Origin of the sequence: Rhodoferax sp. BLA1, assembly GCF_013416775.1 — a bacterium.
In the GTDB taxonomy this organism is placed as follows: Bacteria; Pseudomonadota; Gammaproteobacteria; order Burkholderiales; family Burkholderiaceae_C; genus Rhodoferax.
In genome coordinates this window covers 957849-981754 of the sequence record NZ_SZVI01000013.1, presented here as the reverse complement: position 1 = coordinate 981754, position 23906 = coordinate 957849, and the positions used below count along the sequence as shown (strand labels likewise).

Below are 23906 nucleotides of genomic sequence, written 5' to 3'. Positions count from 1 at the left end.
GGGACACATCATGCAATTTGATGTGGTCACTCTTTTTCCTGAACTGTTTGCGCCGTTTTTGACGACCGGCATCACGCGCCGCGCGTTTGAGTCGGGCCAGGTCCAAGTCAAGCTGAGCAACCCGCGTGATTTTGCCGAGGGCAACTACCGTCGGGTGGATGATCGGCCGTTTGGCGGTGGTCCCGGCATGGTCATGATGGCCGAGCCCCTGTCGCACTGCGTGAGCCGTCTTTGTGAAGAGCGAGGTGATGGCGCTCCGGTGGTTTTGTTCTCACCCATCGGCCAGCCTTTGACCCATGCCGCCGTGACTCGCTGGGCTAGCAGTGAGGGCGCGGTTCTGTTGTGTGGGCGCTACGAGGGCCTGGACCAACGCTTCATCGATACCCATGTCACCGAACAGATCAGCCTGGGGGATTTTGTGCTCTCGGGTGGCGAGATTGCGGCCATGGCGCTGCTCGATGCGGTGGCGCGTTTGCAGCCGGGTGTGTTGAGCGACTCGGACAGCCATGCCCAGGACAGCTTCAACCCGGCGCTGGACGGTTTGCTGGATTGCCCACACTACACCCGCCCCGAAGTCTGGCAGGGCAAGGCCGTGCCCGAGGTGCTGCTGTCTGGTCACCATCTGCGCATTGAGCGCTGGCGGCGAGATCAGCGTTTGATGTTGACCGCCAGACTGCGTCCGGACCTGATTGCCCAAGCCCGACAAGCAGGTTTGTTGGGTGGGGAAGATGAGGCTGTGCTTGCCAGGCTATAATAGCTGGCTAACCGATCCTCTGCGGGGCCGCTCAAGCGCTTAGTGCCTTGGGCCTGTGTCAATCCTGATGCTGGCGCTTGCAAGATCATTTGAGGTCTTTTATGAATCTGATTCAAATCCTTGAGCAAGAAGAAATTGCTCGTCTGAACAAGACAGTGCCTGATTTTGGCCCTGGTGACACCGTGGTGGTCAGCCTGAACGTGGTTGAAGGCACCCGCAAACGTGTCCAGGCCTACGAAGGTGTCGTGATTGCCAAGCGCAACCGCGGTCTCAACAGCGGTTTCACCGTTCGCAAAATTTCCAGCGGTGAAGGTGTTGAACGTACGTTCCAAACCTACAGCCCGCTGATCGCCAGCATCGAAGTCAAGCGCCGTGGTGATGTGCGCCGCGCCAAGCTGTACTACCTGCGTGATCGCAGCGGCAAGTCGGCACGTATCAAGGAAAAACTGCCGGCCCGCAGGGTCGCGGTTGTGGCCGCATAAGGCAGCCTATGCCTCCGAAAAAACCGCCTGCTGGTGACAGTGGCGGTTTTTTTACGTCCGCAGTTGATCGATCATGACGCAGTCTCTTTCACCGGTGATGGACCCACGCCTGGTACCGGTTCGCCATGTTGATCATGATCTGCCCGCCGTGCCAGCGGCAGAGCTGTTGCCCGACGCATTGCGCCACCGCTTCCTGGCTCCCCCGATGTGGCAGCCGGAGTTGGTGGCTGAAAAAAAATTTATGGACCGTGCGCCGATGCACGCAGCAGTGCTGATTCCCATCGTGATGCACAGCACACCCACGGTGCTGCTGACCCAGCGCACCGCGCACATGTCGACCCATGCTGGGCAGATCGCCTTTCCGGGTGGCAAGCTCGACGCAGAGGATGTCGATGCCGCCGCCGCTGCCCGGCGCGAGGCGTATGAAGAGGTGGGTCTGGAGCCGGGCTGGCTTGAGGTGCTGGGTCAGTTGCCGATCTACACCACCGGCTCCGCATTTCTGGTGACGCCGGTGGTGGCGCTGGTACACCCTGGCTTCAGGGTGTTGCCCAATGCCGAAGAGGTCTCGGATGTGTTTGAGGTGCCGCTTTCCTTTCTGATGAATCCAGCCAACCACCGTCACCATCAACTGCTGTGGCAAGGTGTGGAGCGTCAGTGGTTGTCGATGCCTTACCACGATGGCTTGCAGGAGCGTTTCATCTGGGGTGCCACGGCTGGCATGCTGCGTAACTTTTACCGGTTTTTGAGCGCCTGAGGCCAGAGCCAGCAGGGTGCAGCCGCTATGATCATTGCATGAGCTTCATCTCGGTGCTTTTTGCCTTGCTGCTGGAACAAGCGCGGCCCTTGGGTCGTGGTAATCCGATCCACATGGCCATGCGGTCCTGGGTGCGCTGGTGCGCCCGCATGCTCGATGCCGGCAAACCGGTGCATGGCTGGCTGGTCTGGGTCCTCGCGGTCGGTGGGCCCGCGTTGGCCGCCCTGCTGATCTATTGGCTGTTGGGCTTTTTTGTCAGCTGGGCGCTGGCGGTGTTGTGGAGTGCTCTGGTGCTCTACACCTCGCTCGGGTTTCGCCAGTTCAGTTTCCATTTCACCCAGATCCGTGACGCCCTGGCTGAGGGGGACGACGCCTTGGCCCGGCGTCTGCTGGCCGATTGGCAACACATGGATGTCAGCAACCTGCCGCGCAGCGACATCATTGGCCGGGTGATTGAGGTCTCGGTACTGGCCGCACACCGCCATGTGTTTGGTGTGTTGGCCTGGTTTTCGGTGTTGGCGGTGTTGGGGTTGGGGCCGACCGGGGCGGTGTTGTACCGCCTGGCCGAGTTTGTAGCCCGCTACTGGCAGCACCAGAGCCAAGCCCACTTTCAACCCGTCAGCAGCGCCGCGCAAGACCACGCCCACCGGGCTTGGGCGCTGATGGACTGGGTGCCTGCACGCATCACCGCCATCAGTTTTGCGGTGGTCGGCAATTTTGAGGAAGCCATCGACAGTTGGCGACGTTACGCCCAACAGGGCCGCCCCAGCAACGATGGCCTGGTGCTGGCGGCCATGTCGGGCGCGGTCAACATCGCTTTGCGTGGCAGCAGCTTGCGTGCTGAGCTGTCCAGCCCAAGCGCCGTCATGCCGCTGGACGAGGATGTCTCGGTGGGTCGCCCCGCTCCTGAGCTGCAGCATCTGGCCGTGGTGGTGGGGCTGGTGTGGCGCACCGTGGTCATGTGGGTGCTGATGCTGGCCTTGTTGACCCTGGCCCGGCTGCTGGGCTAGTTTGTAAGAGTAATTGGCCTCTAGCCCTTATGGAAAAAGGGTAGGTAGCTCTCTATTTTGAAGTAAGTCCTGATGTCTTCGTCCTTCTACAGTCCGGTGTTGGCACAGCTGGTGCCGTATTTGCCCGGTGAGCAGCCCAAGATCGAGCGTCTGGTCAAACTCAATACCAACGAGAACCCGTATCCGCCGTCAACCCGCGTGGTGGCAGCCATCACGCAGGCGGCGCAGCAGGGCCTGCAGCTTTACCCTGACCCCGAATCCAGCGCCTTGCGCCAGGCCATCGCCTCGCACCTGGGGTTGGCCGAGCAGCATGTGTTTGTCGGCAACGGCTCGGACGAGGTGCTGGCGCATGCATTTTTTGCCTTCTTCCAGCAGGCGCGCCCGCTGCTGATGCCCGACATCAGCTACAGCTTCTACCAGGTCTACTGTCGGCTCTACGGCATCAGCGCCCAGACCGTGCCCTTGCGTGAGGGTTTGCGCCTGGCCGAGGCCGACTACGCGCTGGCGCCGGGCCAGTTGGTGGCCGGTGTGGTCGTCGCCAACCCGAATGCACCCACAGGCATTGGTTTGCCGCTGGCCGACATCGAGCAGCTGCTGCAGTTACACCCCACCTCGGTGGTGCTGGTGGATGAGGCCTATGTCGACTTTGGCGGCCAGAGTGCGGTGCCTTTGATTGCGCGTTATCCGAACCTGTTGGTGGTGCATACCCTGTCCAAATCACGTTCGCTGGCGGGTTTGCGCATTGGGTATGCCTGTGGCCAGGCGCACCTGATCGAGGCGCTGACGCGCGTCAAAAACAGCTTTAACTCCTACCCGCTAGACCGACTGGCGATCGCTGGTGGGGTGGCGGCGTTTGAAGACACGGCGTATTTTGAGCACACCCGCCAGCAGGTGATGAGCAGCCGCGAGGGCCTGGTGCTGGCGTTGGAAGACCTCGGTTTTGAGGTTTTGCCCTCGCAGGCCAATTTTGTGTTTGCTCGGCATCCGTTGTTTGACGCGGCTACTTTGGCGGTTGGTCTGCGCACCCACGGGGTGCTGGTGCGCCACTTCAAGCAGCCACGCATCGAGCAGTACCTGCGCATCAGTGTCGGCACACCGCAGCAGTGTGATGCGCTGCTGCAGGCGCTGGCGCAGCTGCTATCGCCGGGCGCCGCGTCTCAGTAACGCCGGATCTGTTTTAACTCGGCGTATAACTCGCTGTAGATTTTGTAGCGGTTTGCGCTTATTTCACCAGGGCTTGAGGCCGATTCGACTGCAGTCATCACCCCGCAGCCGGGTTCGTGCAAATGGCTGCAGTTGTAGAACTTGCAGTGCGCCACATGTGGTTTGAGGTCGGGCATGTAGGCCGCCAATTGTGCCGGGTCGATGTGGTTCAGGCCAAATTCCTGAAAACCCGGCGAGTCCAGCAGCGCGCTGGTTTTGTCGCCATCGAGCCAATACCAGGTGGTGCTGGTGGTGGTGTGTTTGCCCGAGTTCAACGCTTGTGACAGTTCACCGGTTTGCGCTAATGCGCCCGGAATCAGGCTGTTGATCAACGTGCTCTTGCCTGCACCCGAGGGGCCCAGCACCAGCGTGGTTTTGCCGGTCAGGCGTTGCAGCAGCGCATCCCGGTCGGTTTCGGTTTTGTGCACCATGGCCAGCGGCAACACGTCATAACCCATCTGCCGGTAGGGCGCGAGCCAGGCCCAGGCGCGGGCAAAGGGCTCGGTCAAATCACTTTTGTTGAGCGCAATGATCGGCGTGATGTGTTGCTCTTCGGCGGCAATCAGTGCACGCGAGAGTTGGCTGCTGGAGAACTCCGGCTCGGCCGCAATCAGGATCAGCACCTGGTCCAGGTTGGCGGCAAAGGACTTGGTGCGCACCTCGTCCTGGCGGTAAAACAGGTTGCGCCGGGGCTCGATTTTCTCGATGGTGCCTTCGTCTTGCGAGGCTTGCCACAACACCCGGTCACCCACCACGCCCTGGCTTTTTTTGCCGCGTGAGTGACAGATGCGCCGCTCCCCTGAGGCGCTTTCGACCAGGAAATGGCGGCCATAGTTGGCCACAATCAGGCCGCTTTGCAGGTTGGGTGCCGCCATCAGCTGGCGACGGTCTCGGGCTGCAGATCATCCACCCGTTTGGCGCAGGCAAAGTCGGCGGGCGAGATGCCGTGCACGTCGTGGCTGCGCCAGCGCACCAGGCATTGACGTGCATTCACGATCAGCTCGGGGTGGTGGTCCTCGGCGTGGGCGATGAAGGCCACTGCGTTTACAAAGGCCACGGTCTGGTAGTAATTGGCAAAACCAAAGGGCTTTTCGATGGCCAGGCTGTCGCCGTCACCCGAGAGGGTCCAGCCTTCCAGTTTGGCCAGGTTTGCTACTATCTCTGTAGCTTTAAGAGCTCGTATCGTATGGGTTACACGCATATTTCCTCACTAAGTTGGCGAGAGTTGGGTCGTCTTTGGCAGCATGCGTGCCAGCCGCTCCGAGGCACCTGGGTGCGAGTAATAAAACGCCACGTACACCGGATCGGGCGTCAGGGTAGAGGCATTGTCCTCGTAAAGCTTGAGCAGTGCGGTGGACAAATCCTGCCCGCTGGTCTGCTGCACGGCGTAGGCGTCGGCCTCAAACTCGTGTTTGCGCGACAACTGGGCCAGTAGCGGCGAGACAAAAAAGCTGAACACCGGCATCACCAGCAGAAACAGCAGCAGCGCCAGCGCGTCATTGGGTGCGGCCAGGTTGGGCATCACGCCCAGGCCGGTGTAGAACCAGCTTTGACCCGCCAGCCAGCCCAGCAGGGCAAACCCGGCCAGGCTCATCGCAAACATCGACACAATGCGTTTGATGATGTGTTTGTGTTTGAAGTGGCCCAACTCATGCGCCAACACCGCGTCCACCTCGGCCGGGCTCAGCTTGGAGAGCAGGGTGTCAAAAAAAACCACCCGTTTGGCGGCGCCAAAACCGGTGAAGTAGGCGTTGGCATGGGCGCTGCGTTTGCTGCCATCCATCACAAACAGGCCCTTGGCTGAAAAACCGCAGCGCTGCATCAAGGCAGTGACCCGCGCCTTGACGGCGTCGTCCTGCAGCGGGGTGAATTTATTGAACATCGGTGCAATCAGGGTGGGGTAGATCACCAGCAACAGCAGGTTAAAACCCATCCACACACACCAGGCCCACAGCCACCACAGGCCGCCGCTGGCGCCCATCATCCACAAAATCAGTGCCGCAATCGGCAGGCCAATCAGCGCGCCGATCAGGCTGCCTTTGACCATGTCCTGCAGCCAGAGTTTGAATGTTGTTTTGTTGAAGCCGAACTGCTCTTCCAGCACAAAGGTCTGGTAGAGCGACAGTGGCAGGTCGATCAGGCCGCTGATCAGCGCAAAACACACCAACACCGCTAGCTGCTGCAGTAAACCTGCGCCCAGCCAGGGCGCCAGCGCTTGGTTCAGCGCAGACAGGCTGCCCAGCAGCGTCCAGCCTAGCAACACTACCGCACCCAGCGCCATCTCCACCAAGCCAACACGTGCTTTCGCTACGGTGTAGTCAGCCGCTTTCTGGTGCGCGGCCAGGGTGATGGTCTGGGCAAAAGCGGCGGGCACCTGGTCTCGGTGCTGTGCCACATGGCGGATCTGGCGTGAACTTAGCCAGAATTTGAGCAATAGACCCAGCGTCAGCACCACAGCAAAAGCCAGAGTTAAACGCAGGGAAGGGTCAGAAAACAAGTTTGTGTCGTACATGGCGTCGAAGTTTAGGTGATGGGCGACAATTTGCCCCATGTCTACCTCCCACGTCCCCACCTCTTCGCCGGTTGCCGAGTCAGCCACCCCCCTGCCCAAATCGGATCAGAACCTGGTCTGGCTCGACTGCGAGATGACCGGGCTTGACCCCGAGACCGATCGCATCATAGAGATTGCCGTCATCGTCACCGGCCCCAAGCTGGAAAACCGCACCGAAGGCCCGGTGCTGGTGGTGCATCAAAGTGACGCGCTGCTGGACGGCATGGACAAATGGAACAAAAGCACCCACGGCAAAAGCGGCCTGATCGACAAGGTGCGGGCCTCGACCCTGACCGAAGAAGAAGCCCAGGCGCAGATCATTGCGTTCTTGAGCCACTATGTGCCCAAAGCCACCTCACCCATGTGTGGCAACAGCATCGGGCAGGACCGGCGTTTTCTGGCCAAGTACATGCCCAAGCTGGAGGCGTTTTTCCACTACCGCAACTTGGATGTCAGCACCCTCAAGGAGCTGTCCAAACGCTGGGCGCCCGAGGTCTACAAAAGCTTCAAAAAGAAGCAGCGTCACACCGCTTTGGCCGATGTGCATGAGTCGATTGACGAGCTGGAACACTACCGCGAGCACTTCCTCAAAGCCCCGGTTTGAGTCGTCGCTAGGTAAAAACCCGAAGCTGTGCCATAATCACGGGCTGCGCTGCAAAGGCAGTGCAATTTGTACATCTCCCAACATTCACCGGGCCCCATGCCAACCTGCTAGCAGGCGGCGTTAATAAGGGCCCCTGGCGCTGAAGTTACTCAAACACTTGAGTCAGAGCTGGTTCCGTTTGATGGTTGATGTTTTTTAACCATAAACGGAGCTACCGCACAACCTGCGGTGCTCGCGCATGAAAGAAATCCATGACTGACGCTACCTTAGCGACAGGCGACTTGTCGTCTGCCGAAAATTTGTCCACCGACCTGCATTTGATCGCCCATGACACCCCTGACGCCGCTGCGGCTGATGACGTGTTGACCGAAGAAGTCTTGGTTGAAGAACCCGAAGTGCCTAACGGCTTTGTCACGCTGGGCCTGGCGCCCGAGCTGATTTTGGCGGTGAAAGACCTGGGTTTCACCCAGCCCACCACCGTGCAGCTCAAGACCATTCCGCTGGCACTGCAAGGCCACAGCGAAGGTGCCAAAGAGGCTCGTTTTATCGACCTGATGGTCTCCAGCCAAACCGGCAGTGGCAAAACCGCCGCCTTTTTGCTGCCGGTGTTGCACACCTTGCTGACCCAAATGGCCGAGGCTGAAACCAAAGAACGCGAAGATTACCAACGCGCCGTGGCAGAAGCCGCTGCCAAGGGTGAAGCACCGCCGAAGCGCGCCAAGCGCAAAGACCCGACCAACCCGCGCCACTTCTCCGCCCCGACCCCAGGCGCGCTGATCGTTTGCCCGACCCGCGAACTGGCCCAGCAAGTGGCCCACGACGCGATCGACCTGGTGCAGCATTGCCGTGGCCTGCGTGTGGCCAACATCGTGGGTGGCATGCCTTACCAATTGCAGATTGCCAAGTTGCAGAACGCCAACCTGGTAGTGGCCACTCCGGGCCGTTTGCTGGACTTGCAACGCTCGATGCAGATCAAGCTAGACCAGGTGCAGTTTTTGGTGGTGGACGAGGCCGACCGCATGCTCGACCTGGGCTTCTCGGACGACCTGGCCGAGATCAACCAGCTGACCATTGGCCGCAAACAGACCATGATGTTCAGCGCCACCTTTGCGCCGCGCATCCAGCAACTGGCCGCCCGTGTCATGCGCGAACCCCAGCGCATCACCATCGACAGCCCGCAAGAAAAACACGCCAACATCAAGCAGGTGCTGTTCTGGGCCGACAACGCCCAACACAAACGCAAGCTGCTGGACCACTGGCTGCGCGACACCACCATCAACCAGGCCATTGTGTTTGCCAGCACCCAGATCGAGTGTGATGGCTTGGCCAATGACTTGCAGCAAGACGGCTTTGACGCTGTCGCCCTGCACGGTGCCCTGAGCCAGGGCCTGCGCAACCGCCGTCTGATGGCGCTGCGCCAAGGCCATGTCCAGATCCTGGTGGCCACCGACGTGGCGGCGCGCGGTATTGACGTGCCCACCATCACCCACGTGTTCAACTTTGGTCTGCCGATGAAGGCCGAGGATTACACCCACCGTATTGGCCGCACTGGCCGTGCTGGCCGTGATGGCCTGGCCATCACTTTTGCCGAGTTCCGCGACCGCCGCAAGATTTTTGACATCGAAGCCTACAGCCGTCAGCCGATCAAGGCCGAAGTGGTGCCAGGCCTGGAGCCGCAGCAGCGCATGCCTGATTCGCGTCCCAGTTTTGGTGGCCGTGACAACCGGGGCGGTAATGACCGCAAGTTTGGCGGCGGTGGCCGTCCGGCCGGTGGTGGTTTTGGTGGCAACCGTGGCGGCTTCGGTGGCGACCGCGGTGGTTTCAACGACAACCGTGGCGGCTTTAATGACAGAAATGCCTCTGGCCCTCGTGTAGTGGGTGCAGATAGCTATCAAAACAATAGAGCCGGTGGTTTTGCCCAGCGTGACGAACGCCCGGCAGCTGCACCGCGTGAAGGTTTCAGCTACGAACGCAAGGGTGGTTTCAATGACCGCTTTGCTGGTGGCAACCGCGGCGCTGGTGCACCCGCACCGCGGGGTGACTTCGCCCCACGCGCTGACTTTGGCGACCGCAAACCGGCGTTTGGCAAACCCGCCTTCAGCAAGCCCGCATTTGCCAAACCGGCAGGTGGTGGCAAGGTGTTTGTGCCGCGTGATGCGCAGAAGCGTTTCTCCAAGAACGACCGCTGATCAGCCAAGCTGACCGGAACCCAAAAAGCCCGCAGCCTCACCCGCTGCGGGTTTTTTTGTGTCTGCGTTTCAGCCAAATGGCTCCAAATTCCCCGCTGACGGCAGTTTGGCGGCTGTTTGGCGTGCCGCTGTCGTTATGCTGTCGTTGTTTTTGGCAGGCCTTGGCTGGACACTGAGGGCCCCGCAGCACAGAGGAATCCGGACATGTCAGTTCAAAAACTTCGTTTGAAACACGGTTGGTCACAACAACAGCTCGCTGATGCCAGTGGCCTGAGTGTGCGCACCGTGCAACGCATCGAGGCGGGTGAGCCTGCCAGCACCGAATCGCTCAAATCACTGGCTGCGGTTTTCGAGGTGGACTTTTTAACCCTGAACCCGGAGCCAGCCATGAACACAACAAGCCTGAACCCAGCCGAGCAACAAGAAAAAGACGCTTTTGACCAGGTCCGCAAACTGCGTGGCTTCTACCTGCATCTGATGAAGTATGTGGTGATGAACCTGGGTCTGCTGGCCATCAACCTGATTTTCTCGCCGCACACCCTGTGGTTCTATTGGGTCATGCTGGGCTGGGGTTTGGGCTTGCTGTCGCATGCCTTTCGGGTTTTCCAGCCAGCCCGGGTGCTGGGACCGGACTGGGAAAAACGCGAAGTTGAGAAGCGTTTGGGCCGGCCCTTGTGACCCGCTGGCAGACGCTTATTCGACGCTTGCCTGAATGTAGTTGGCCAGCTTGATGTCCGAGGTGGCAATGTGGTTGAGCAGCCAGTCAGTCAAGAAGGCCTCCAGCACCTGGTGGTCCAGCGTGCCGTTGGCGATGCGGGCAGACACCTCGTTCAGGCGGGAGATCAGACTCTCGTGCTGGGTTAGGTGCGTGGCCATCGCCGGATAGTCCAGGCGCTTCATCAGGGCTTCCTCGTGGGCAAAGTGCTCACGGGTGTATTGGAACAGGGCCATGGCGCAGGCCGTCAGCGTCACTTTGTCTTTGGCCGCCAACACCGTGTTGACCAATTTAAACAGTTGCTGATGCTGTGCATCTATTTCGTCATGGCCGATTTTGTAGCCATCTTTCCATTCCAATGACATATGCCGCCCATGTATGTTGGATTTCAACGCTGACCAGAATAAGTTTAGGCGCTGTTTTGCCCACCGTATTGACAATGGTCAAGGGAGTTTGATGCGCCGATCAGGGGGCAGGTCAGGCAAGTTAAGCCGCTAGTTCAGCAGTCGGCGACCTTTCCAGCGTCCCCCTGCGAGCCGCGCCAGATACAAGCCGCTGCGCACCAGCCAATCGGTGAACATCCCCAGCCAGACACCTACCACGCCCCAGCCCAGAAGCACACCGAAGGCATAACCCAGACAGAGCCGAAACAGGCACAAGCCGATCAGCGTGGTGAACATCGCGTAACGCGCGTCACCCGCGCCTTTGAGACCGTTGGGCAGCACAAAGGTCGTGGGGTAAGCGATCAGGAACAGGCAGTTCAGTTGCACCAGCGTGGCGCCCAGGGCAATCACCTCCGCATCGCGTGAATACAGCCCCACGATCCACTCCGCTAGCGGTGCACAGACCATGCCGATAACCAACATGGCGATACCCGCGAGTTTCAACACGTACCACATGTCCCGCTCGGCATCCGCCTCATCACCGCGCCCGACGGCCTGGCCCACCAGCGTGGTCAGCGCCACGGCCAGGGCATTGCCCGGAATGTTGAGCAGCAGAGCGACCGAGAAAGCGATGAAATTGGCGGCAATCGCTACCGTGCCCATGCCCACCACCATCACCTGCACCAGCAGCTTGCCGCCGTTGAACACCAGCGACTCCACACTGGCGGGAATGCCGATGGCAAACAGGGCACGCAGTAACTTGCCGTCGAAGTGGAAGCTGCGTAGTTGCAGCGGCAGCAGGTGCTGGTAACGACGCACCATGGCCAACAGGTACACCGTGCCGCCCAGTCGCGCCAGACTGATGGCAACCGCAGCACCGGTCACACCATAGCTGGAGATGTCGATGGTGAACCATTCCGTGCGCAAATGCATGCCGTAGATCAGCACGTAACTCAGGATCACGTTGAGCACGTTCATGAGCACGTTGGCCTGCATGGCCAATCGGGTCTCACCGGCACCGCGCAGCGCACCACTGGTGACCAGCATCAGCGCGGTGAGTGGGTAACTCAAGGCGGTGATCAGCAGGTACTGCTCCATGTAGTTTTGTACGGTGGCCGTGGGTGCCCCATACAACCAGGCCAGCATCGGCGCCCGAAACACCGCACACAGGCCGCCCAGCAGCAGTGCGAGCAAGCCACAGATCACCAGCGACTGACTGGCTGCAGCACCGGCACGGCTGCGTTCACGCCGTCCGATGCATTGGGCCACCACCACCGTTGACCCGATCGCCAGCGCAGAGAACAGAGAGGACACAATCAGGTTGATGGCATCCACCATGCCAATGGCAGAGACCGCATCGCGTCCGATGCGGGCAGCCATGATGGTGTTGACCGTGCCAAGCAGTGTGACGAAAAACTGCTCAAAAAAGACAGGAGTAGCCAGTGCGAGAACGTCGCGACGGATATGCATGCAGGTGTGTGACGTTTCTAAGCGAGCGCGAATTTTACGCCCACGCACCCTGCCATTTTTCAGCTCAAAAAAGTTGAATCTTTGGATAGAAAGCTATTCAAAAAATAGCGAGTTACCCTTATTCAATAAGGGCTAGAGGTCATTTTGACATGAAGGAAAGATCGCTGGCCGACGTGGCCGTGGGTGGATCAAGCTCTGGCTTTGCGTGCCCGCAGCTTGAGCCCGATGCGCAGCCGCCAGATCAGCTTGACCCCGCCGTAACCCAAGGCCGCACCACCCACGGCGAACAGGCCCATGCCCAGCAGGGTGGGCCAGCCAAACGCTGCGATCCAGGAGGTTGCGTCACCATCAGCTGCCAACTTGATCGGTGCACCCAAGATGTTTTCACCCAGCTGGTAGGCCAGCCACAGCCAAAATCCGATGGTGAGCGGGTTGGTGACCATGGTCATGGCCGCTGCCGCAGGGATGTTGGCGCGCCACCACGTGCAATGGGCAATGGCCACCAAGGTTTGGGCAAACGGGATGGTAAAGGCCCAAAAAACCCCCACCGCGACCCCGCGCGCCACCGCTTCATGTTGGAGTCGCCACAGTTGGGGGTCAAGCATGTGCCTGGCCACGGGTTTGAGCCAGGGGTGGGCTGCCAGCGTGTCTCGCTTGGGCAGCGACTGGCGAAACTGATCGAGCCAAGCGGGTCTGGCTAGTTTCATCGGTGTGTTGCCCTGCGCATCGACGCGATCAAGGCGTGCAGCGCGCCGCCACACGCAAGCAGAACCACAGCACCGACGCCCCACAAACTCCAAGTCAGCGGGCCGAACCAGTGCGCCACAGCCGGCAGGTCGGACAGGACAGACTGAAACCATGGCAGCACAACCGCAGTGCTGGCCCTGATCGCGTCCATCCATTCAGACGGCAACCAAACCGCTACCCAGGCGGGCAGCACCACCTGTTCCCAAGCCTGGGCCTGATCCACCAGCTGACCGATGCCCGTTGTTGACCATGCTGCCACAGCATGCAGTGCCCAAGCCGCCAGGGACCAGATGGCCAGGAGCATCAGAACCAGAAACCAGGATATTGCATAAGGCATGGGCAGTCCGATAGGGCATTGTTTGAACGGGGTGATGTTGCCGTCTCCAGGGCTTTTGGAGAAGCAGGCAAATGCGTTGAAACACTCCTGTTTTTGCGAACTGTTATGGCGGTTTATTCAGAACAAACATGGTGATAAACGACTAGACTTTGACTACTGCAGCGCTGCCGCCTGGGTCGGTAGCATCCGCAAAGCCCTTTGACGGGGAGTCAATCACCAACTTGGAAGGTATGTATGCAAACCATTGCTCCGCTCTGGCTATGGGTCACCTTCGGCGCCATTGTGCTGGTGTCGTTGTTCATTGACTTTGTGGTGCTCAAGAAGCAAGGCTCACACGACATTGGTGTCAAAGAGGCCTTGAACTGGTCACTGGTCTGGGTGGCTTTGAGCTTTGTGTTCAATGGCCTGTTCTGGTGGGCGGTCAAAGACAGCACCGGGTCGACCGAGCTGGCCAACACCAAGTCGCTGGAGTTTCTGACGGGTTATCTGATTGAAAAGTCGCTGGCGGTGGACAACATCTTTGTCTTCCTCATGATCTTTACCTACTTTGCCGTCCCCACGCCGTTTCAAAAACGGGTGCTGATGATTGGCATCATCGGTGCGATTGTGTTGCGCACCATCATGATCCTCGTGGGGGGCTGGCTGCTGGCCGAGTTTCACTGGATCTTGTATGTGTTCGGCGCGTTTCTGATCCTGACCGGCGTGAAGATGTGGTGGGCGGCTGGCAAGGAGCCGGACCTCAATGACAACCCGGCGCTGAAACTGTTGCGCAAGCTGCTGCCAGTGAGCAAAAACTACGATGGTGAGAACTTCTGGACGGTAGAAAACGGCAAGAAGATCGCCACCCCCTTGTTCATGGTGATCTGCCTGATTGCGCTCACTGACGTGATTTTTGCGGTGGACTCGATCCCGGCGATTTTTGCCATCACCAGTGACCCGTTTATTGTGCTGACCAGCAATGTGTTTGCCATCCTGGGTTTGCGCGCCATGTATTTCCTGTTGGCGGCGGTGGCCAACAAGTTCCATTTGCTCAACTATGGCTTGGCGGTGATTCTGGTGTTTATTGGCACCAAGATGTGTTTGATTGACATCTACAAAATTCCGGTGGGTGTGTCTTTGGGGGTGGTGGTTGGCATTTTGGCGCTGACCATGCTGCTGAGTGTGCGCAGTGCGCCGACCCAGCCCAAAGCCTGAGCCCACACCACGCCGCAGGCCACGCAGCCCGTTACAGCACGGGTTGCAGCAGCCTTTGCACCAGCGGGTGCTGCACTTTCTTTTCTGTGCCAATCGCAAAAAAGTGCTCGGTCACCCCTTCACACGGGCCCAGGCGTTGCACGGCGTAACGGGCCAGCAAATCGTCGTGCACCCAAGCAGCCGCTGGAAACACACCCATCCCGCTGGCCCCAAATGTCTTTAGCAAGGCGCCATCGGCAAATTCACCCACAATGCGGGGGCGAATGGCACGTTGCTCAAACCACAGGTCCAGGCGGTCGCGCACGGCGGTGTGGGTGGTGGGCAGCAGCAGGGGGACATCGGCCAGGCTTTGCGGAAAGTTGTGGTGGGTGGCCTCCAGCCATTTTGAGCTGCCGTACCAGGCGATGGGGGATGAGCCCATGTCGTGGCTGTAGAGCTTGATGTTGGGGTTGTTGGGGGCGGGCCGGTCAGATAACACCACGTCCAGCCGGTGCAGCGCCAGGTCGCCCAACAGGTCATCGAGCTTGCCCTCCTGGCACAGCAGGCGCAAGTTGGGTTCGGCCATCACCGGCTGCAGCAGCCGGTGCACCACCAGTTTGGGCAGACCATCGCAAACACCGACGGCCAGGCGCACGGTGGGTGAGCTCACCGCGTCACGCACCTTGGACGGCAGCTCCTCACCCAGTTGAAAAATCAGGTCGGCCTGTTGCAAAGCGGCCTGACCGGCTTCGGTCAGCACCAGTCCACGCCCGGCGGGTTTGAGCAGCGCATAACCCAGGGACCGCTCCAATTCGCGCACCTGTGCGCTCACCGTTTGTATCGCCATGTCCAGCTTGTCAGCTGCCCGTGAGATGCCACCTTCTTTGGCGACCACCCAGAAGTAGTACAGATGTTTGTAATTGAAAGAGGTGCTCATAGTCAGTTTTTTTGGGATTATCGTTAAGAATTTATCTACTTTTTAAGAATTAACTTGCTCGTTATCGTCAAGCCCTCTTTCACCAACTGGAGAATCAGCTTGCAGATCATTTTTGAATCCCGTGACGCCGACGGCGCTCAGATGCGCGATCTGTCCTTGGCGCGTGTGCGTTTTGCCCTGCGGCGGCTGGCGACCTCTGTGTCACAGGTCAAGCTGCAATTCTCTGACGTGAACGGCCCACGTGGTGGTGTCGACAAACGTTGCCAGGTCGAACTCACCACCGCCCATGTCAGCACCGTGGTCATCGCCTCACTGGCGCGGGACTGGCGTACCGCACTGGATCGCTCCCTCATCCGTGCCACCCGGGTGGTGGCGCGCAAGCTGCAGCGCGCCCAAAAGCCCGTGCGTGGCCGCACTGCAAAACTTGCACTCGAACGCTGAACTTGTCTGCCCCTCAGGGCAACACACGCTCAAAAGGCAGCTGCCTGCATCAACACACCACAAGGAAAGAACGCCATGAAATGTCCCAGTTGCCCAGACACCACCCTGGTGATGACCGATCGACAAGGGGTCGAAATTGACTACTGTCCTGCCTGCCGTGGCATCTGGCTTGACCGTGGGGAGCTCGACAAACTGCTGGATCGGGCCGCCGCTGTTGCCGCACCCGTGGCCGCAGTGTCTGCACCCGCGGCAGGTCGCCAGCACCAGCCTGACTTTGAAGACTCAGACTACCGCAACGGCCAGCGTTACCGCAAAGAGCGCAAAAAGTCGTGGTTGAACGAGATTTTTGACTGAAACCTTAAGAACACCGATGCAGAGCTTCTTCGATCCTGCCATTTTGTTCTTTGTGTTTGGCATCTTGGCCGGCTCGCTGAAGTCCAACTTGGAAATCCCGCCGCAGATATCGCGGTTTTTGTCCCTGTACCTGCTGATGGCTTTGGGCCTCAAGGGTGGTTTTGCCCTGGCCCACTCGGGGCTGACGGCTGATGTGCTGGTCAGCCTGGGCGCGGCCTTGGCCATGGCCATCTTGGTGCCCCTGCTGGGTTACCTGAGCTTGCGCCGATTCCTCAATGGGTTTGATGCGGCGGCCATTGCCGCCACCTACGGCTCGGTGAGTGCCGTCACCTTCATCACGACGGTGCAATACCTCGATACCCAAGGCATCAGCTTTGGGGGGCACATGGCAGCTGCCATGGCGCTGATGGAGTCGCCCGCTATTGTGCTGGCGGTGGTGTTGGCCAACCATGCGCGCCAAAAGGCAAAAGCCCAGGGGATTGGTGCCGCTGCAGGCGGCAACACACCTTTGCGGCGCATCTTGCACGAGGCCCTGACCGATGGGGCACAGCTGCTACTTCTGGGCGCAATGCTGATTGGCATTCTGACCGGTGAGGCTGGTCAAGCCGCCATGAAGCCGTTCTCTGTGGATTTGTTCAAAGGCATGCTGGCCTTCTTTCTGTTGGACATGGGTTTGCTGGCGGCCCGCAACATGGGCAAGCTCAAAGGCCAGTCCCTTGGCCTGCTGGTGTATGCCTTTGTCGGTCCGCTTGTCCATGCCAGCCTGGCGCTTGGGATGGCGTGGGTGCTGGGCATGTCGGTTGGCAACACTGCCTTGTTGATGGTGTTGGCGGCCAGTGCGTCTTACATCGCTGTGCCAGCGGTCATCCGCCATGCGATCCCGGAGGCCAACCCCTCGCTCTACTTCGGCATGTCCTTGGGGCTGACTTTTCCGTTCAACATCTTGGTGGGTATACCGCTGTATGTGCATGCGGCACAACATTGGCTTTGACCCGTTGACAAGGCTTGATGGCACGGGTTTTCCAGGCCACAAGGCGTCTGGGCGGCAAGCACCCTCCTGCTAACAGCGCCTTGGCGGCAAAGTAATCGGGCAAAAGGTCGTCAAGCATTGGGTATATTCCACGGGCCAAGGTCAACGCTCGTTGGCCACTTGCACAAAAAAACAAGCCCCGCTTTCACGTCAACCCCACAGTGACCAAGACATCCGGGGCAATTCAACTTAACACCCCACCCAGTAGGAAAAAAATGATTTACGGACACGTCAAAGACCTGGCGTCCAGCTTTGCCTGGCTGCCAACACCGCTCAAAACGGCGGTTGAACACCTCAAAACAACGGATTTTGCGGCGTTGCCAGCCGGCAACTATGAGTTGCAAGGCAATGACATCCGTGTCCAAGTGATTGACATGTTGACCCGTCCCCAGGCCGATGCGCGGCCAGAGGTTCATCGCCAGTTCATTGACGTGCAGTTTCTGGTTCAAGGCGCTGAAAAGATTGGTGTTGCCGCAGACACCGGCCACAACCTCGTGTTCAGCGACCAGCTGGCCGAGCGTGATCTGCTGCTCTACACCGACGTGGAAAACGAATCCACCTTGACCATGACCCCCGGCAGTTTTGCCGTGTTTTTTCCGACGGATGTACACCGCCCGGGCTGCGTTGTTGACCAGCCGCAGGCCATTCGCAAGGTGGTGATCAAAGTGCGTGCCTCCCTGCTGGCTTGAGGCTCACCATGACAACCATCCGTTGGGGAATGATCGGGTGTGGGTCCGTGGCCGAGGTGAAAAGTGGGCCAGGGTTCTACAAGTCTGACAACAGTGCGCTGGTGGCCGTGACCAGCAGACAGCTCAAACATGCGCAGTCCTTCGCCGAACGTCATGGTGTCCCCAAGGTCTACGTCAGCAGTGAAGAGCTGGTCGCCGATCCCGAGATCGACGCGGTCTACATCGCCACCCCACCGTCGTCACACAAAGCGCTGTCGCTGCTGGTCGCCAAGGCGGGCAAACATGTGTACGTCGAGAAACCGATGGCCTTGCGTTTTGAGGAATGCCGCGACATTGTCGAGGCCTGCCAGCAACAGGGCGTCCGCTTGTTCGTCGCGTTTTACCGCCGGGCCATGCCGCGTTTTCTCCAGGTCAAGGCCTGGATCGACAGCGGCGCCATCGGTGCCGTGCGCCTGGTGCGCGCGGTGCAACATCAGCCCCCTGCGCCAGAAGACCTGTCACCGGCCACGCTGCCCTGGCGCCTGCGGCCCGAGGTGGCTGGTGGCGGCAAGTTTCTTGACATGGGTATCCACGAACTGGACCTGTTCGATTTCCTGTTCGGCGCGATCGAGGAAGTGCACGGCATCGCCAGCAACCAGGCGGGTTTGTATGAGGTGGAGGACACCGTCACCGCCACCTGGCGGCATGCCAGCGGTGTGCAGGGCGTGGGCTCGTGGTGCTACGTTGGCACTGCCAACGAAGATGCCATCCAGATCATCGGCTCCAAGGGCAGCATCAGTTTTGAATTCTTTTCTGACAAACCCCTCAAGCTGGTCAATGGTGACGGTGAGCAGCTGTTGGAGATACCCAATCCACCGCATGTGCAGCAGCCCTTCATCCAGAGCATGGTGGACGATCTCAATGGGGTGGCGCCGTGCCCCGGCAGTGTGGACAGCGCGGTTCGCTCCACTTGGGTGGCAGATAAAATATTGGAAAACTACCGCAGGCAAAAGGGTTACTGAATGCCTTTGCCCGCTCAAATCGATTGGAATAGACGATGCCCCGCATTTCCTTTGAAGACCTGAAAGCACAGTTCAAACGCGTTCTGATGAAAAAGGGCTGTGACGAAGCCACCGCCGACCTGTCGGCGCAGTTGATGACCGAATCGAGCTGTGACGGTGTGTATTCGCATGGTGTGAACCGCTTCCCGCGTGTGGTGGAGTACATTGACAAGGGGTACATTGACCTCAAGGCCAAGCCCACCAAAGTCGACGGTATGGGGGCCTTCGAGCGTTGGAACGGTAACCTTGGCCTGGGCAATGTGAATGCCAAAATGGCGATGGATCGGGCCATTGAGCTGGCACGTGCCAACGGCATAGGCTGCGTCGCCATGGCGAACACTAACCACTGGCTGCGCGGTGGCAGTTATGGCTGGCAAGCCGCTGATGCTGGCTGTATTGGCATCTGCTGGACCAATACCCAGCCCAATATGCCAGCGTGGGGCGCGCGTGATCGGCGCATTGGCAACAACCCATTCATCATGGCGGTGCCGCGACAAGGGGGGCATGTGGTGGTGGACATTGCGATGGCGCAGTTTTCCTACGGTCAGATGGAAAACAAGGCCTTGCGCAACGAGTTGTTGCCGGTGCCGGGTGGCTACAACGAGCAGGGCCAATTGTCATGTGATCCCAGCGAGATCTTGACAAGCTGGCGCGTTTTGCCGATTGGTTATTGGAAAGGCTCGGCGCTGTCAATCGTGCTGGATTTGGTCGCCACGGTGCTTTCTGGCGGGCGTTCGGTGACCAGTGTTGGCCAACTCAGCAATGACGAGTATGGTCTGTCGCAGATGTTTATCGCCTTGGATGCCAATAACATTGCTGGTGAAGACTACCTGAAGTCTGCCGTCGAAGAGGTTCTCGACAATTTGCATGCTTCTGAACGTGTCGACCCCAACCAGGCTGTGTTGTATCCCGGTGAAAACTCCCTGGCCATCCGCCATGCCAACTTGGCCAACGGCATCCCTGTTGATGACGGTGTCTGGGCCAAGATCCAATCGCTCTGAGTCACCGACATTGATGTGTCAACAGGCGATTGTGTTCGTCGCTTGTTGACCTGTTCTCGTTTGGCCAAGGGCCTGGGCCCTGAAACGCGGATCGGCCTTGGACTGGGCCAAGCAGCGTCTTGTAAATCACCCCTCGAAAGTTAAAAAAGCCTGCACGGCAGACGGCAGGCTTTTTAATGAATGCGACCAGGTGAAACGTGGCGCAGATTGCACAGGCGCAACGCGGATCCCACAAACCTGGTCAAGGTCTGAGCACTGCGTTGGCCAATGCGCCCGCGCTGTTTAACGCGACAAGAAGGCCAATGGGACCAGAACCAAATCTGGGAAAAGAACGAGCAGGAAGATCACGCTCACTTCTGCCAACAGGAAGGGCCACATACCGACCACAACCTTTCCCACAGGAATTTTTCCCACACCGCAGACGGCGGTCAGCGATGTACCAACTGGCGGCGTAATCAACCCAATGGCATTGGCCATGACAAAAATCACGCCGAAGTAGACGGGATTGATGCCCACCTGTTTGACGACAGGCATCAGCACCGGCGCCAGAATCAGGATGGTTGGTGTCATGTCCATCGAGGTGCCAATGATCAGTGTGACAACGACGATTGCAAACATGAAAAGTTTGGGTGAGTCGAGGACTGGGCCAAGCAGCTCCACCAATTGACCCGGCAAATCAGCAACCGTGATCAGCCATGCCGTCACCATCGCACCACCCACCAGGAACATCACCACCGCTGTCATTTTTCCTGCGCTCAGGAAGAGTTTGTAGAGGTCCTTGAACTTGAGCTCGCGGTAAACAAACATCCCGACAAACAGGGCATAGACTGCTGCGACCACGGCCGCTTCGGTCGGTGTGAAAACACCCATTTTCAGGCCGACGATGATGATCACCGGCAGGAACAGCGCCCAGATGCCTTCAACAAAAGTCTTGCGAATTTCTGCCGCTGGTGGGCGCTTCTGGGTTTTCAGCTTGTCATGGCGCGACACCCACCACCAAGCAAAGATGATCGAGATCCCCATCAAAACACCCGGGACAATGCCCGCCAAAAACAGCTTGGTGATCGAGACCTGTGCAGCAACGCCAAAAATAACGAAGGGAATACTAGGCGGAATGATGGGCGCAATGATGCCGCCGCAGGCGATCAGCCCGGCGCAACGACCTTCGTCGTACTTGGCTTCGCGCATCATTGGCAGCAACAATGCGGCCAGTGCCGTGGTATCCGCCACAGCTGATCCGGAGAGACTGGCCATGATGATTGCCGCGAAGACTGCTACGTAACCCAGGCCACCTTGGATATGCCCGACGAGTGCCAGCGCCATGTTGACGATCCGACGCGACAGGCCACCGGCATTCATGAATTCACCAGCCAGCATGAAAAACGGGGCGGCCAACAAAACGAAGTTGTCAGCCCCGTTGATCAGATTCTGAGCAATCAGCTGCGCGTCAAAGATATCCATGTACCACATCAGTGCGGTACCGGACAACAGCAAAGTGAATGCGATCGGCACACCCAGCAGCATAAAACCGATCAGGCAGCCGAGAAAAATGGCCAAGGTCATTTGTCACTCCCAGCAATGTTTTGGCTATCGCCATGGGTGTTGATCTGATCGAGTGAGCTGTTCCCCATCATCAGGTCCTGCGTGCTGGCCTGACCGATCAGCACAACATAAATATTGCGGACCAAATAAGCGCCGATCCCGACACTGGCGACGATCCCCGCAGCATATTGCACGGCAACAGGCATTCCAGTGGCTGGAAATTCGGTACCCATGTTGATCACTGCCTGCTGCCAGCTGCCAACCAGAATCAAACCGCAGACCCCAAGCACCAGCAGGCTGGTGATAACGACACAGAACTTTTGCGCGTTGGGTGACAAACGTTTCGTCAGGGTGTCGATGCCCAAGTGTGCATGTTCTTTCATGGCCACGACCGCGCCCAGAAAGGTCAACCAGACAAACATGATGCGCGACAGCTCCTCGGAGACTGAAATTCCCGAGTTGAACCCATAACGCAGAACGACGTTGCCAAACACCAAAACCAACATCACCGCCAGAAACGCCACGATCAAACTGTTGAACAGTTTGATCAGGTAAATCTCCAATATTTTCATAATTTTTGCCTTGCCACTTGCCAGCTGATACACAACAGCGCCGGGTTGGTCAATGACCATCCCGGCGCAACTAGTCGTAGGACTACTTCAGGTTCTTGGTTCTATCGAGTTCAGCGTAGAAGGCCTTGACCAGCGCCGGGTCAAGCTGGGCAGCGTACTTGTCGGTGACTGGTTTGACCGCGTCCTTCATGCGCTGCAGCTCGGCTGGCGCAATCTCGTTGAGCAGCATGCCGTGTTCGATCAGCACCTTGCGCGACTTATCGGTCATGGCGCGTGCAGCCTTGCGCTGGACGTTGCGTGCCTCCACCATGGCTTCTTGAAAGATGCTCTTTTCATCAGCCGACAGCGTGTCCCAGAACTTCTTGCTGGCCATGATCATCTGTGGGTTGTAGATGTGGCGATCAGCGCTGAAATACTTCTGCACTTCGTAGAACTTGCTCGAATCGACCGAGGTTTCCGGGTTTTCCTGACCATCGACGGTCTTCATTTCGAGCGCTGTGTAGAGCTCCGGGAAGGGCATCGCCACCGCATTGGCACCCAAGGTATTGAGCATGTCGACGTAAAGCGGGTTGGAGATCGTGCGGATCTTCAGACCTTTGATGTCTTCGAGCTTGTTGATCGGTCGTTTGCTGTTGCTGATGCTGCGGTAGCCTTGTTCCATGAAACCCAGGCCCACCCAACCCTTGGCCGGCATGTAGTCCATCAGTTTCTGACCAAACGGGCCGTCAAGCACCGCATCAGCTTGTGCAACGTTGGCAAACGAGAAGGGGAAGTCGAGAACGACAAACTCCTTGATCGTGCCAACAATCTGTGCGGGTGACATGGCCGACAGCTCGATGGTGCCGCCTTGCATGGCTGATGCGACCTGCTGTTCACCACCGAGCGTGCCGTTCGGGAAAACCTTGATCTTGATCTTGCCGCCGCTCTTTTTGTCGACGACCTCAACAAACTTTTGCACGCCCAAGCCTTGCGGATGGTCGATCGCGTTGACGATCGGAAACTTCAGGCTGCGTTCCTTGATGTCAGCCGCCTGACCGGCACTGGCGGCAAAGACCAGAGCGGTTACCAGGGCGATGGGGCTCAGAATCCTCTTGAATACTTGCATTTGTCTTCCTTGTTGAACTGCGATGATTGAGCGTTTGATCGTTGAAGCAACGCGCTGCTTCATCGATTCAAACGAAGAAATTGTGTTTCACTCAGTAGGTCACGAAAAGAGTAGATCTACTCAGACACCGGTGGTGTGCCAAACGCGTCAGGCATGGCATGGGCGTGTGGCCACCGGATGGCGCAGGCCATCACGGGACCAGGTCACAACTCAGAGAAAAAGTCTGACCAGTTCAATGGCGGAGGTGACGTCGAGCTTCTCCATCAGCCGAGCGCGGTGGTTTTCCACCGTCCGTACACTGATCTGGAGGTCTTCTGCAATCTTCGGGCTCGATCTGCCGGTAATCACCAGTTCAGCGATCTGGCGCTCTTTGGGGGTGAGGGATGACAGCCGTGTTTCCCGCATGGCTCTGAGCTTGTCTTCTTCATACAGCTGACGGCTGCGAGCCAGCGCACTCTGCACCTTCTCGACCAGCAGCGCACCATCAACGGGTTTCTCAAGAAAATCAACAGCACCCTTTTTGATGGCCTCCACCGCGCAGTGAACTTCTGGGTAGCCAGATACAAGGATGATCGGCAAATGGCTGCCTTTTTCCAGCAACTGGCGCTGCACTTCAAGCCCGTCGATCCCAGGCATGCGCAGATCACAAATCAGACATTCGTGGGGGCCCGCGTGATAGGCATCGAGAAAGGTTTGTGCCGACGTGAATGTCCGGATGTCTGCTTCGATGTCGGCCAGAAACTCCCGAAACATCCAGAGTGCAATGTCATCATCATCAATGACATAAACGATTGGGCACACCGTCCGCATCAAGCCACTTCCA

General features: G+C 58.6%; 27 protein-coding genes. 15 read left to right on the top strand and 12 right to left on the bottom strand.

The genetic code is table 11. The annotated features are described in order from the left end of the window. The first annotated feature begins 10 nt into the window (after window positions 1–10). From trmD to hisC, 5 genes are all read left to right on the top strand, one after another. Window positions 11–754 carry a tRNA (guanosine(37)-N1)-methyltransferase TrmD gene (gene trmD, locus FDG13_RS20050; protein WP_180132423.1) on the top strand — a complete coding sequence of 248 codons (744 nt, stop codon included), beginning with the start codon at window positions 11–13 and terminating at the stop codon, window positions 752–754. Window positions 755–855: 101 nt separating this feature from the next. After that, a complete protein-coding gene (gene rplS, locus FDG13_RS20045; RefSeq protein ID WP_180132422.1) occupies window positions 856–1236 on the top strand; it encodes a 50S ribosomal protein L19 in 381 nt (126 codons plus the stop codon). Window positions 1237–1309: 73 nt separating this feature from the next. Next, window positions 1310–1990, top strand: coding sequence for a CoA pyrophosphatase (locus tag FDG13_RS20040; protein ID WP_180132421.1), 681 nt, complete (start codon window positions 1310–1312; stop codon window positions 1988–1990). 38 nt (window positions 1991–2028) lie between these two features. Continuing rightward, a complete protein-coding gene (locus tag FDG13_RS20035; protein ID WP_180132420.1) occupies window positions 2029–3000 on the top strand; it encodes a CobD/CbiB family protein in 972 nt (323 codons plus the stop codon). A 72-nt stretch (window positions 3001–3072) separates the two neighbouring features. Next, on the top strand, window positions 3073–4164 hold the full coding sequence (hisC, locus tag FDG13_RS20030) for a histidinol-phosphate transaminase (protein WP_180132419.1): 1092 nt from the start codon (window positions 3073–3075) through the stop codon (window positions 4162–4164). Here hisC and rsgA read toward each other — a convergent pair. Genes rsgA through FDG13_RS20015 form a run of 3 tightly spaced genes read right to left on the bottom strand, consistent with a single transcriptional unit; the run spans window position 4158 to window position 6715 of the window. Further along, window positions 4158–5078: a ribosome small subunit-dependent GTPase A gene (gene rsgA, locus FDG13_RS20025; RefSeq protein WP_180132418.1), complete on the bottom strand. Its 921-nt coding sequence runs from the start codon at window positions 5076–5078 to the stop codon at window positions 4158–4160. The genes hisC and rsgA overlap by 7 nt on opposite strands. Next, on the bottom strand, window positions 5078–5404 hold the full coding sequence (locus FDG13_RS20020) for a 4a-hydroxytetrahydrobiopterin dehydratase (RefSeq protein WP_180132417.1): 327 nt from the start codon (window positions 5402–5404) through the stop codon (window positions 5078–5080). The genes rsgA and FDG13_RS20020 overlap by 1 nt, the downstream gene beginning before the upstream one ends. A gap of 9 nt (window positions 5405–5413) precedes the next feature. Then, the gene (locus FDG13_RS20015; RefSeq protein ID WP_255435337.1) at window positions 5414–6715 is read right to left on the bottom strand and encodes a M48 family metallopeptidase; all 1302 of its coding nucleotides are present in this window, start codon (window positions 6713–6715) and stop codon (window positions 5414–5416) included. Window positions 6716–6752: 37 nt separating this feature from the next. On the opposite strand from FDG13_RS20015, the gene orn reads away from it, so the two are divergent. The 3 genes from orn to FDG13_RS20000 all read left to right on the top strand — a co-directional run bounded on the left by orn (window position 6753) and on the right by FDG13_RS20000 (window position 10225). Beyond that, window positions 6753–7358: an oligoribonuclease gene (gene orn / locus FDG13_RS20010; RefSeq protein WP_180132415.1), complete on the top strand. Its 606-nt coding sequence runs from the start codon at window positions 6753–6755 to the stop codon at window positions 7356–7358. A 251-nt stretch (window positions 7359–7609) separates the two neighbouring features. Next, a complete protein-coding gene (locus FDG13_RS20005) occupies window positions 7610–9547 on the top strand; it encodes a DEAD/DEAH box helicase (RefSeq protein WP_180132414.1) in 1938 nt (645 codons plus the stop codon). Window positions 9548–9751: 204 nt separating this feature from the next. Further along, window positions 9752–10225: a helix-turn-helix domain-containing protein gene (locus tag FDG13_RS20000; RefSeq protein ID WP_180132413.1), complete on the top strand. Its 474-nt coding sequence runs from the start codon at window positions 9752–9754 to the stop codon at window positions 10223–10225. A gap of 15 nt (window positions 10226–10240) precedes the next feature. Here the strand turns inward: FDG13_RS20000 and FDG13_RS19995 are convergent, their stop codons facing one another. From FDG13_RS19995 to FDG13_RS19980, 4 genes are all read right to left on the bottom strand, one after another. Continuing rightward, entirely contained in the window at window positions 10241–10627 is a 387-nt protein-coding gene (locus FDG13_RS19995; protein WP_180132412.1) for a bacteriohemerythrin, read from the bottom strand. A gap of 129 nt (window positions 10628–10756) precedes the next feature. Continuing rightward, window positions 10757–12115: an MATE family efflux transporter gene (locus tag FDG13_RS19990; RefSeq protein ID WP_180132411.1), complete on the bottom strand. Its 1359-nt coding sequence runs from the start codon at window positions 12113–12115 to the stop codon at window positions 10757–10759. A 188-nt stretch (window positions 12116–12303) separates the two neighbouring features. After that, complete coding sequence (locus FDG13_RS19985) at window positions 12304–12822, bottom strand: DUF2062 domain-containing protein (RefSeq protein WP_180132410.1); 519 nt, start codon at window positions 12820–12822, stop codon at window positions 12304–12306. Continuing rightward, window positions 12819–13199 (bottom strand): hypothetical protein, encoded by a 381-nt coding sequence (locus FDG13_RS19980; RefSeq protein WP_180132409.1) that lies wholly within the window; start codon window positions 13197–13199, stop codon window positions 12819–12821. Before FDG13_RS19980 ends, FDG13_RS19985 begins: the two co-directional genes overlap by 4 nt. 234 nt (window positions 13200–13433) lie before the next feature. Here FDG13_RS19980 and FDG13_RS19975 point away from each other — a divergent pair, with 234 nt between their 5' ends. Then, window positions 13434–14393, top strand: coding sequence for a TerC family protein (locus FDG13_RS19975; RefSeq protein WP_180132408.1), 960 nt, complete (start codon window positions 13434–13436; stop codon window positions 14391–14393). Window positions 14394–14424: 31 nt separating this feature from the next. Here the strand turns inward: FDG13_RS19975 and FDG13_RS19970 are convergent, their stop codons facing one another. Next, entirely contained in the window at window positions 14425–15309 is an 885-nt protein-coding gene (locus tag FDG13_RS19970; RefSeq protein ID WP_180132407.1) for a LysR family transcriptional regulator, read from the bottom strand. A gap of 99 nt (window positions 15310–15408) precedes the next feature. On the opposite strand from FDG13_RS19970, the gene FDG13_RS19965 reads away from it, so the two are divergent. The 6 genes from FDG13_RS19965 (at window position 15409) to yiaK (ending at window position 19864) form a co-directional block, all read left to right on the top strand. Continuing rightward, entirely contained in the window at window positions 15409–15750 is a 342-nt protein-coding gene (locus tag FDG13_RS19965) for an HPF/RaiA family ribosome-associated protein (protein ID WP_180132406.1), read from the top strand. A gap of 75 nt (window positions 15751–15825) precedes the next feature. Continuing rightward, complete coding sequence (locus FDG13_RS19960) at window positions 15826–16104, top strand: zf-TFIIB domain-containing protein (RefSeq protein WP_180132405.1); 279 nt, start codon at window positions 15826–15828, stop codon at window positions 16102–16104. Between the two features lie 16 nt (window positions 16105–16120). Beyond that, window positions 16121–17095: a sodium-dependent bicarbonate transport family permease gene (locus FDG13_RS19955; RefSeq protein ID WP_180132404.1), complete on the top strand. Its 975-nt coding sequence runs from the start codon at window positions 16121–16123 to the stop codon at window positions 17093–17095. 254 nt (window positions 17096–17349) lie between these two features. Then, window positions 17350–17823: a YhcH/YjgK/YiaL family protein gene (locus FDG13_RS19950; RefSeq protein ID WP_180132403.1), complete on the top strand. Its 474-nt coding sequence runs from the start codon at window positions 17350–17352 to the stop codon at window positions 17821–17823. A gap of 8 nt (window positions 17824–17831) precedes the next feature. Further along, on the top strand, window positions 17832–18824 hold the full coding sequence (locus tag FDG13_RS19945) for a Gfo/Idh/MocA family protein (RefSeq protein WP_180132402.1): 993 nt from the start codon (window positions 17832–17834) through the stop codon (window positions 18822–18824). 35 nt (window positions 18825–18859) lie between these two features. Next, the gene (yiaK, locus tag FDG13_RS19940; RefSeq protein ID WP_180132401.1) at window positions 18860–19864 is read left to right on the top strand and encodes a 3-dehydro-L-gulonate 2-dehydrogenase; all 1005 of its coding nucleotides are present in this window, start codon (window positions 18860–18862) and stop codon (window positions 19862–19864) included. 282 nt (window positions 19865–20146) lie between these two features. Here the strand turns inward: yiaK and FDG13_RS19935 are convergent, their stop codons facing one another. The 4 genes from FDG13_RS19935 to FDG13_RS19920 all read right to left on the bottom strand — a co-directional run bounded on the left by FDG13_RS19935 (window position 20147) and on the right by FDG13_RS19920 (window position 23893). Beyond that, a complete protein-coding gene (locus tag FDG13_RS19935) occupies window positions 20147–21427 on the bottom strand; it encodes a TRAP transporter large permease subunit (protein ID WP_180132400.1) in 1281 nt (426 codons plus the stop codon). Then, window positions 21424–22038: a TRAP transporter small permease gene (locus FDG13_RS19930; protein ID WP_255435336.1), complete on the bottom strand. Its 615-nt coding sequence runs from the start codon at window positions 22036–22038 to the stop codon at window positions 21424–21426. Before FDG13_RS19930 ends, FDG13_RS19935 begins: the two co-directional genes overlap by 4 nt. A 22-nt stretch (window positions 22039–22060) precedes the next feature. Further along, complete coding sequence (locus FDG13_RS19925) at window positions 22061–23083, bottom strand: DctP family TRAP transporter solute-binding subunit (protein WP_180132399.1); 1023 nt, start codon at window positions 23081–23083, stop codon at window positions 22061–22063. Between the two features lie 210 nt (window positions 23084–23293). Then, window positions 23294–23893 carry a response regulator transcription factor gene (locus tag FDG13_RS19920; protein ID WP_180132398.1) on the bottom strand — a complete coding sequence of 200 codons (600 nt, stop codon included), beginning with the start codon at window positions 23891–23893 and terminating at the stop codon, window positions 23294–23296. Window positions 23894–23906: the final 13 nt, after the last annotated feature.

Bases quoted from the DNA above. Each gene is read 5' to 3' on its own strand.
- trmD (WP_180132423.1), top strand. From the start codon at position 11: ATGCAATTTGATGTGGTCACTCTTTTTCCTGAACTGTTTGCGCCGTTT.
- rplS (WP_180132422.1), top strand. From the start codon at position 856: ATGAATCTGATTCAAATCCTTGAGCAAGAAGAAATTGCTCGTCTGAAC.
- FDG13_RS20040 (WP_180132421.1), top strand. From the start codon at position 1,310: ATGACGCAGTCTCTTTCACCGGTGATGGACCCACGCCTGGTACCGGTT.
- FDG13_RS20035 (WP_180132420.1), top strand. From the start codon at position 2,029: ATGAGCTTCATCTCGGTGCTTTTTGCCTTGCTGCTGGAACAAGCGCGG.
- hisC (WP_180132419.1), top strand. From the start codon at position 3,073: ATGTCTTCGTCCTTCTACAGTCCGGTGTTGGCACAGCTGGTGCCGTAT.
- rsgA (WP_180132418.1), bottom strand. From the start codon at position 5,078: ATGGCGGCACCCAACCTGCAAAGCGGCCTGATTGTGGCCAACTATGGC.
- FDG13_RS20020 (WP_180132417.1), bottom strand. From the start codon at position 5,404: ATGCGTGTAACCCATACGATACGAGCTCTTAAAGCTACAGAGATAGTA.
- FDG13_RS20015 (WP_255435337.1), bottom strand. From the start codon at position 6,715: ATGTACGACACAAACTTGTTTTCTGACCCTTCCCTGCGTTTAACTCTG.
- orn (WP_180132415.1), top strand. From the start codon at position 6,753: ATGTCTACCTCCCACGTCCCCACCTCTTCGCCGGTTGCCGAGTCAGCC.
- FDG13_RS20005 (WP_180132414.1), top strand. From the start codon at position 7,610: ATGACTGACGCTACCTTAGCGACAGGCGACTTGTCGTCTGCCGAAAAT.
- FDG13_RS20000 (WP_180132413.1), top strand. From the start codon at position 9,752: ATGTCAGTTCAAAAACTTCGTTTGAAACACGGTTGGTCACAACAACAG.
- FDG13_RS19995 (WP_180132412.1), bottom strand. From the start codon at position 10,627: ATGTCATTGGAATGGAAAGATGGCTACAAAATCGGCCATGACGAAATA.
- FDG13_RS19990 (WP_180132411.1), bottom strand. From the start codon at position 12,115: ATGCATATCCGTCGCGACGTTCTCGCACTGGCTACTCCTGTCTTTTTT.
- FDG13_RS19985 (WP_180132410.1), bottom strand. From the start codon at position 12,822: ATGAAACTAGCCAGACCCGCTTGGCTCGATCAGTTTCGCCAGTCGCTG.
- FDG13_RS19980 (WP_180132409.1), bottom strand. From the start codon at position 13,199: ATGCCTTATGCAATATCCTGGTTTCTGGTTCTGATGCTCCTGGCCATC.
- FDG13_RS19975 (WP_180132408.1), top strand. From the start codon at position 13,434: ATGCAAACCATTGCTCCGCTCTGGCTATGGGTCACCTTCGGCGCCATT.
- FDG13_RS19970 (WP_180132407.1), bottom strand. From the start codon at position 15,309: ATGAGCACCTCTTTCAATTACAAACATCTGTACTACTTCTGGGTGGTC.
- FDG13_RS19960 (WP_180132405.1), top strand. From the start codon at position 15,826: ATGAAATGTCCCAGTTGCCCAGACACCACCCTGGTGATGACCGATCGA.
- FDG13_RS19955 (WP_180132404.1), top strand. From the start codon at position 16,121: ATGCAGAGCTTCTTCGATCCTGCCATTTTGTTCTTTGTGTTTGGCATC.
- FDG13_RS19950 (WP_180132403.1), top strand. From the start codon at position 17,350: ATGATTTACGGACACGTCAAAGACCTGGCGTCCAGCTTTGCCTGGCTG.
- FDG13_RS19945 (WP_180132402.1), top strand. From the start codon at position 17,832: ATGACAACCATCCGTTGGGGAATGATCGGGTGTGGGTCCGTGGCCGAG.
- yiaK (WP_180132401.1), top strand. From the start codon at position 18,860: ATGCCCCGCATTTCCTTTGAAGACCTGAAAGCACAGTTCAAACGCGTT.
- FDG13_RS19935 (WP_180132400.1), bottom strand. From the start codon at position 21,427: ATGACCTTGGCCATTTTTCTCGGCTGCCTGATCGGTTTTATGCTGCTG.
- FDG13_RS19930 (WP_255435336.1), bottom strand. From the start codon at position 22,038: ATGGTCATTGACCAACCCGGCGCTGTTGTGTATCAGCTGGCAAGTGGC.
- FDG13_RS19925 (WP_180132399.1), bottom strand. From the start codon at position 23,083: ATGCAAGTATTCAAGAGGATTCTGAGCCCCATCGCCCTGGTAACCGCT.
- FDG13_RS19920 (WP_180132398.1), bottom strand. From the start codon at position 23,893: ATGCGGACGGTGTGCCCAATCGTTTATGTCATTGATGATGATGACATT.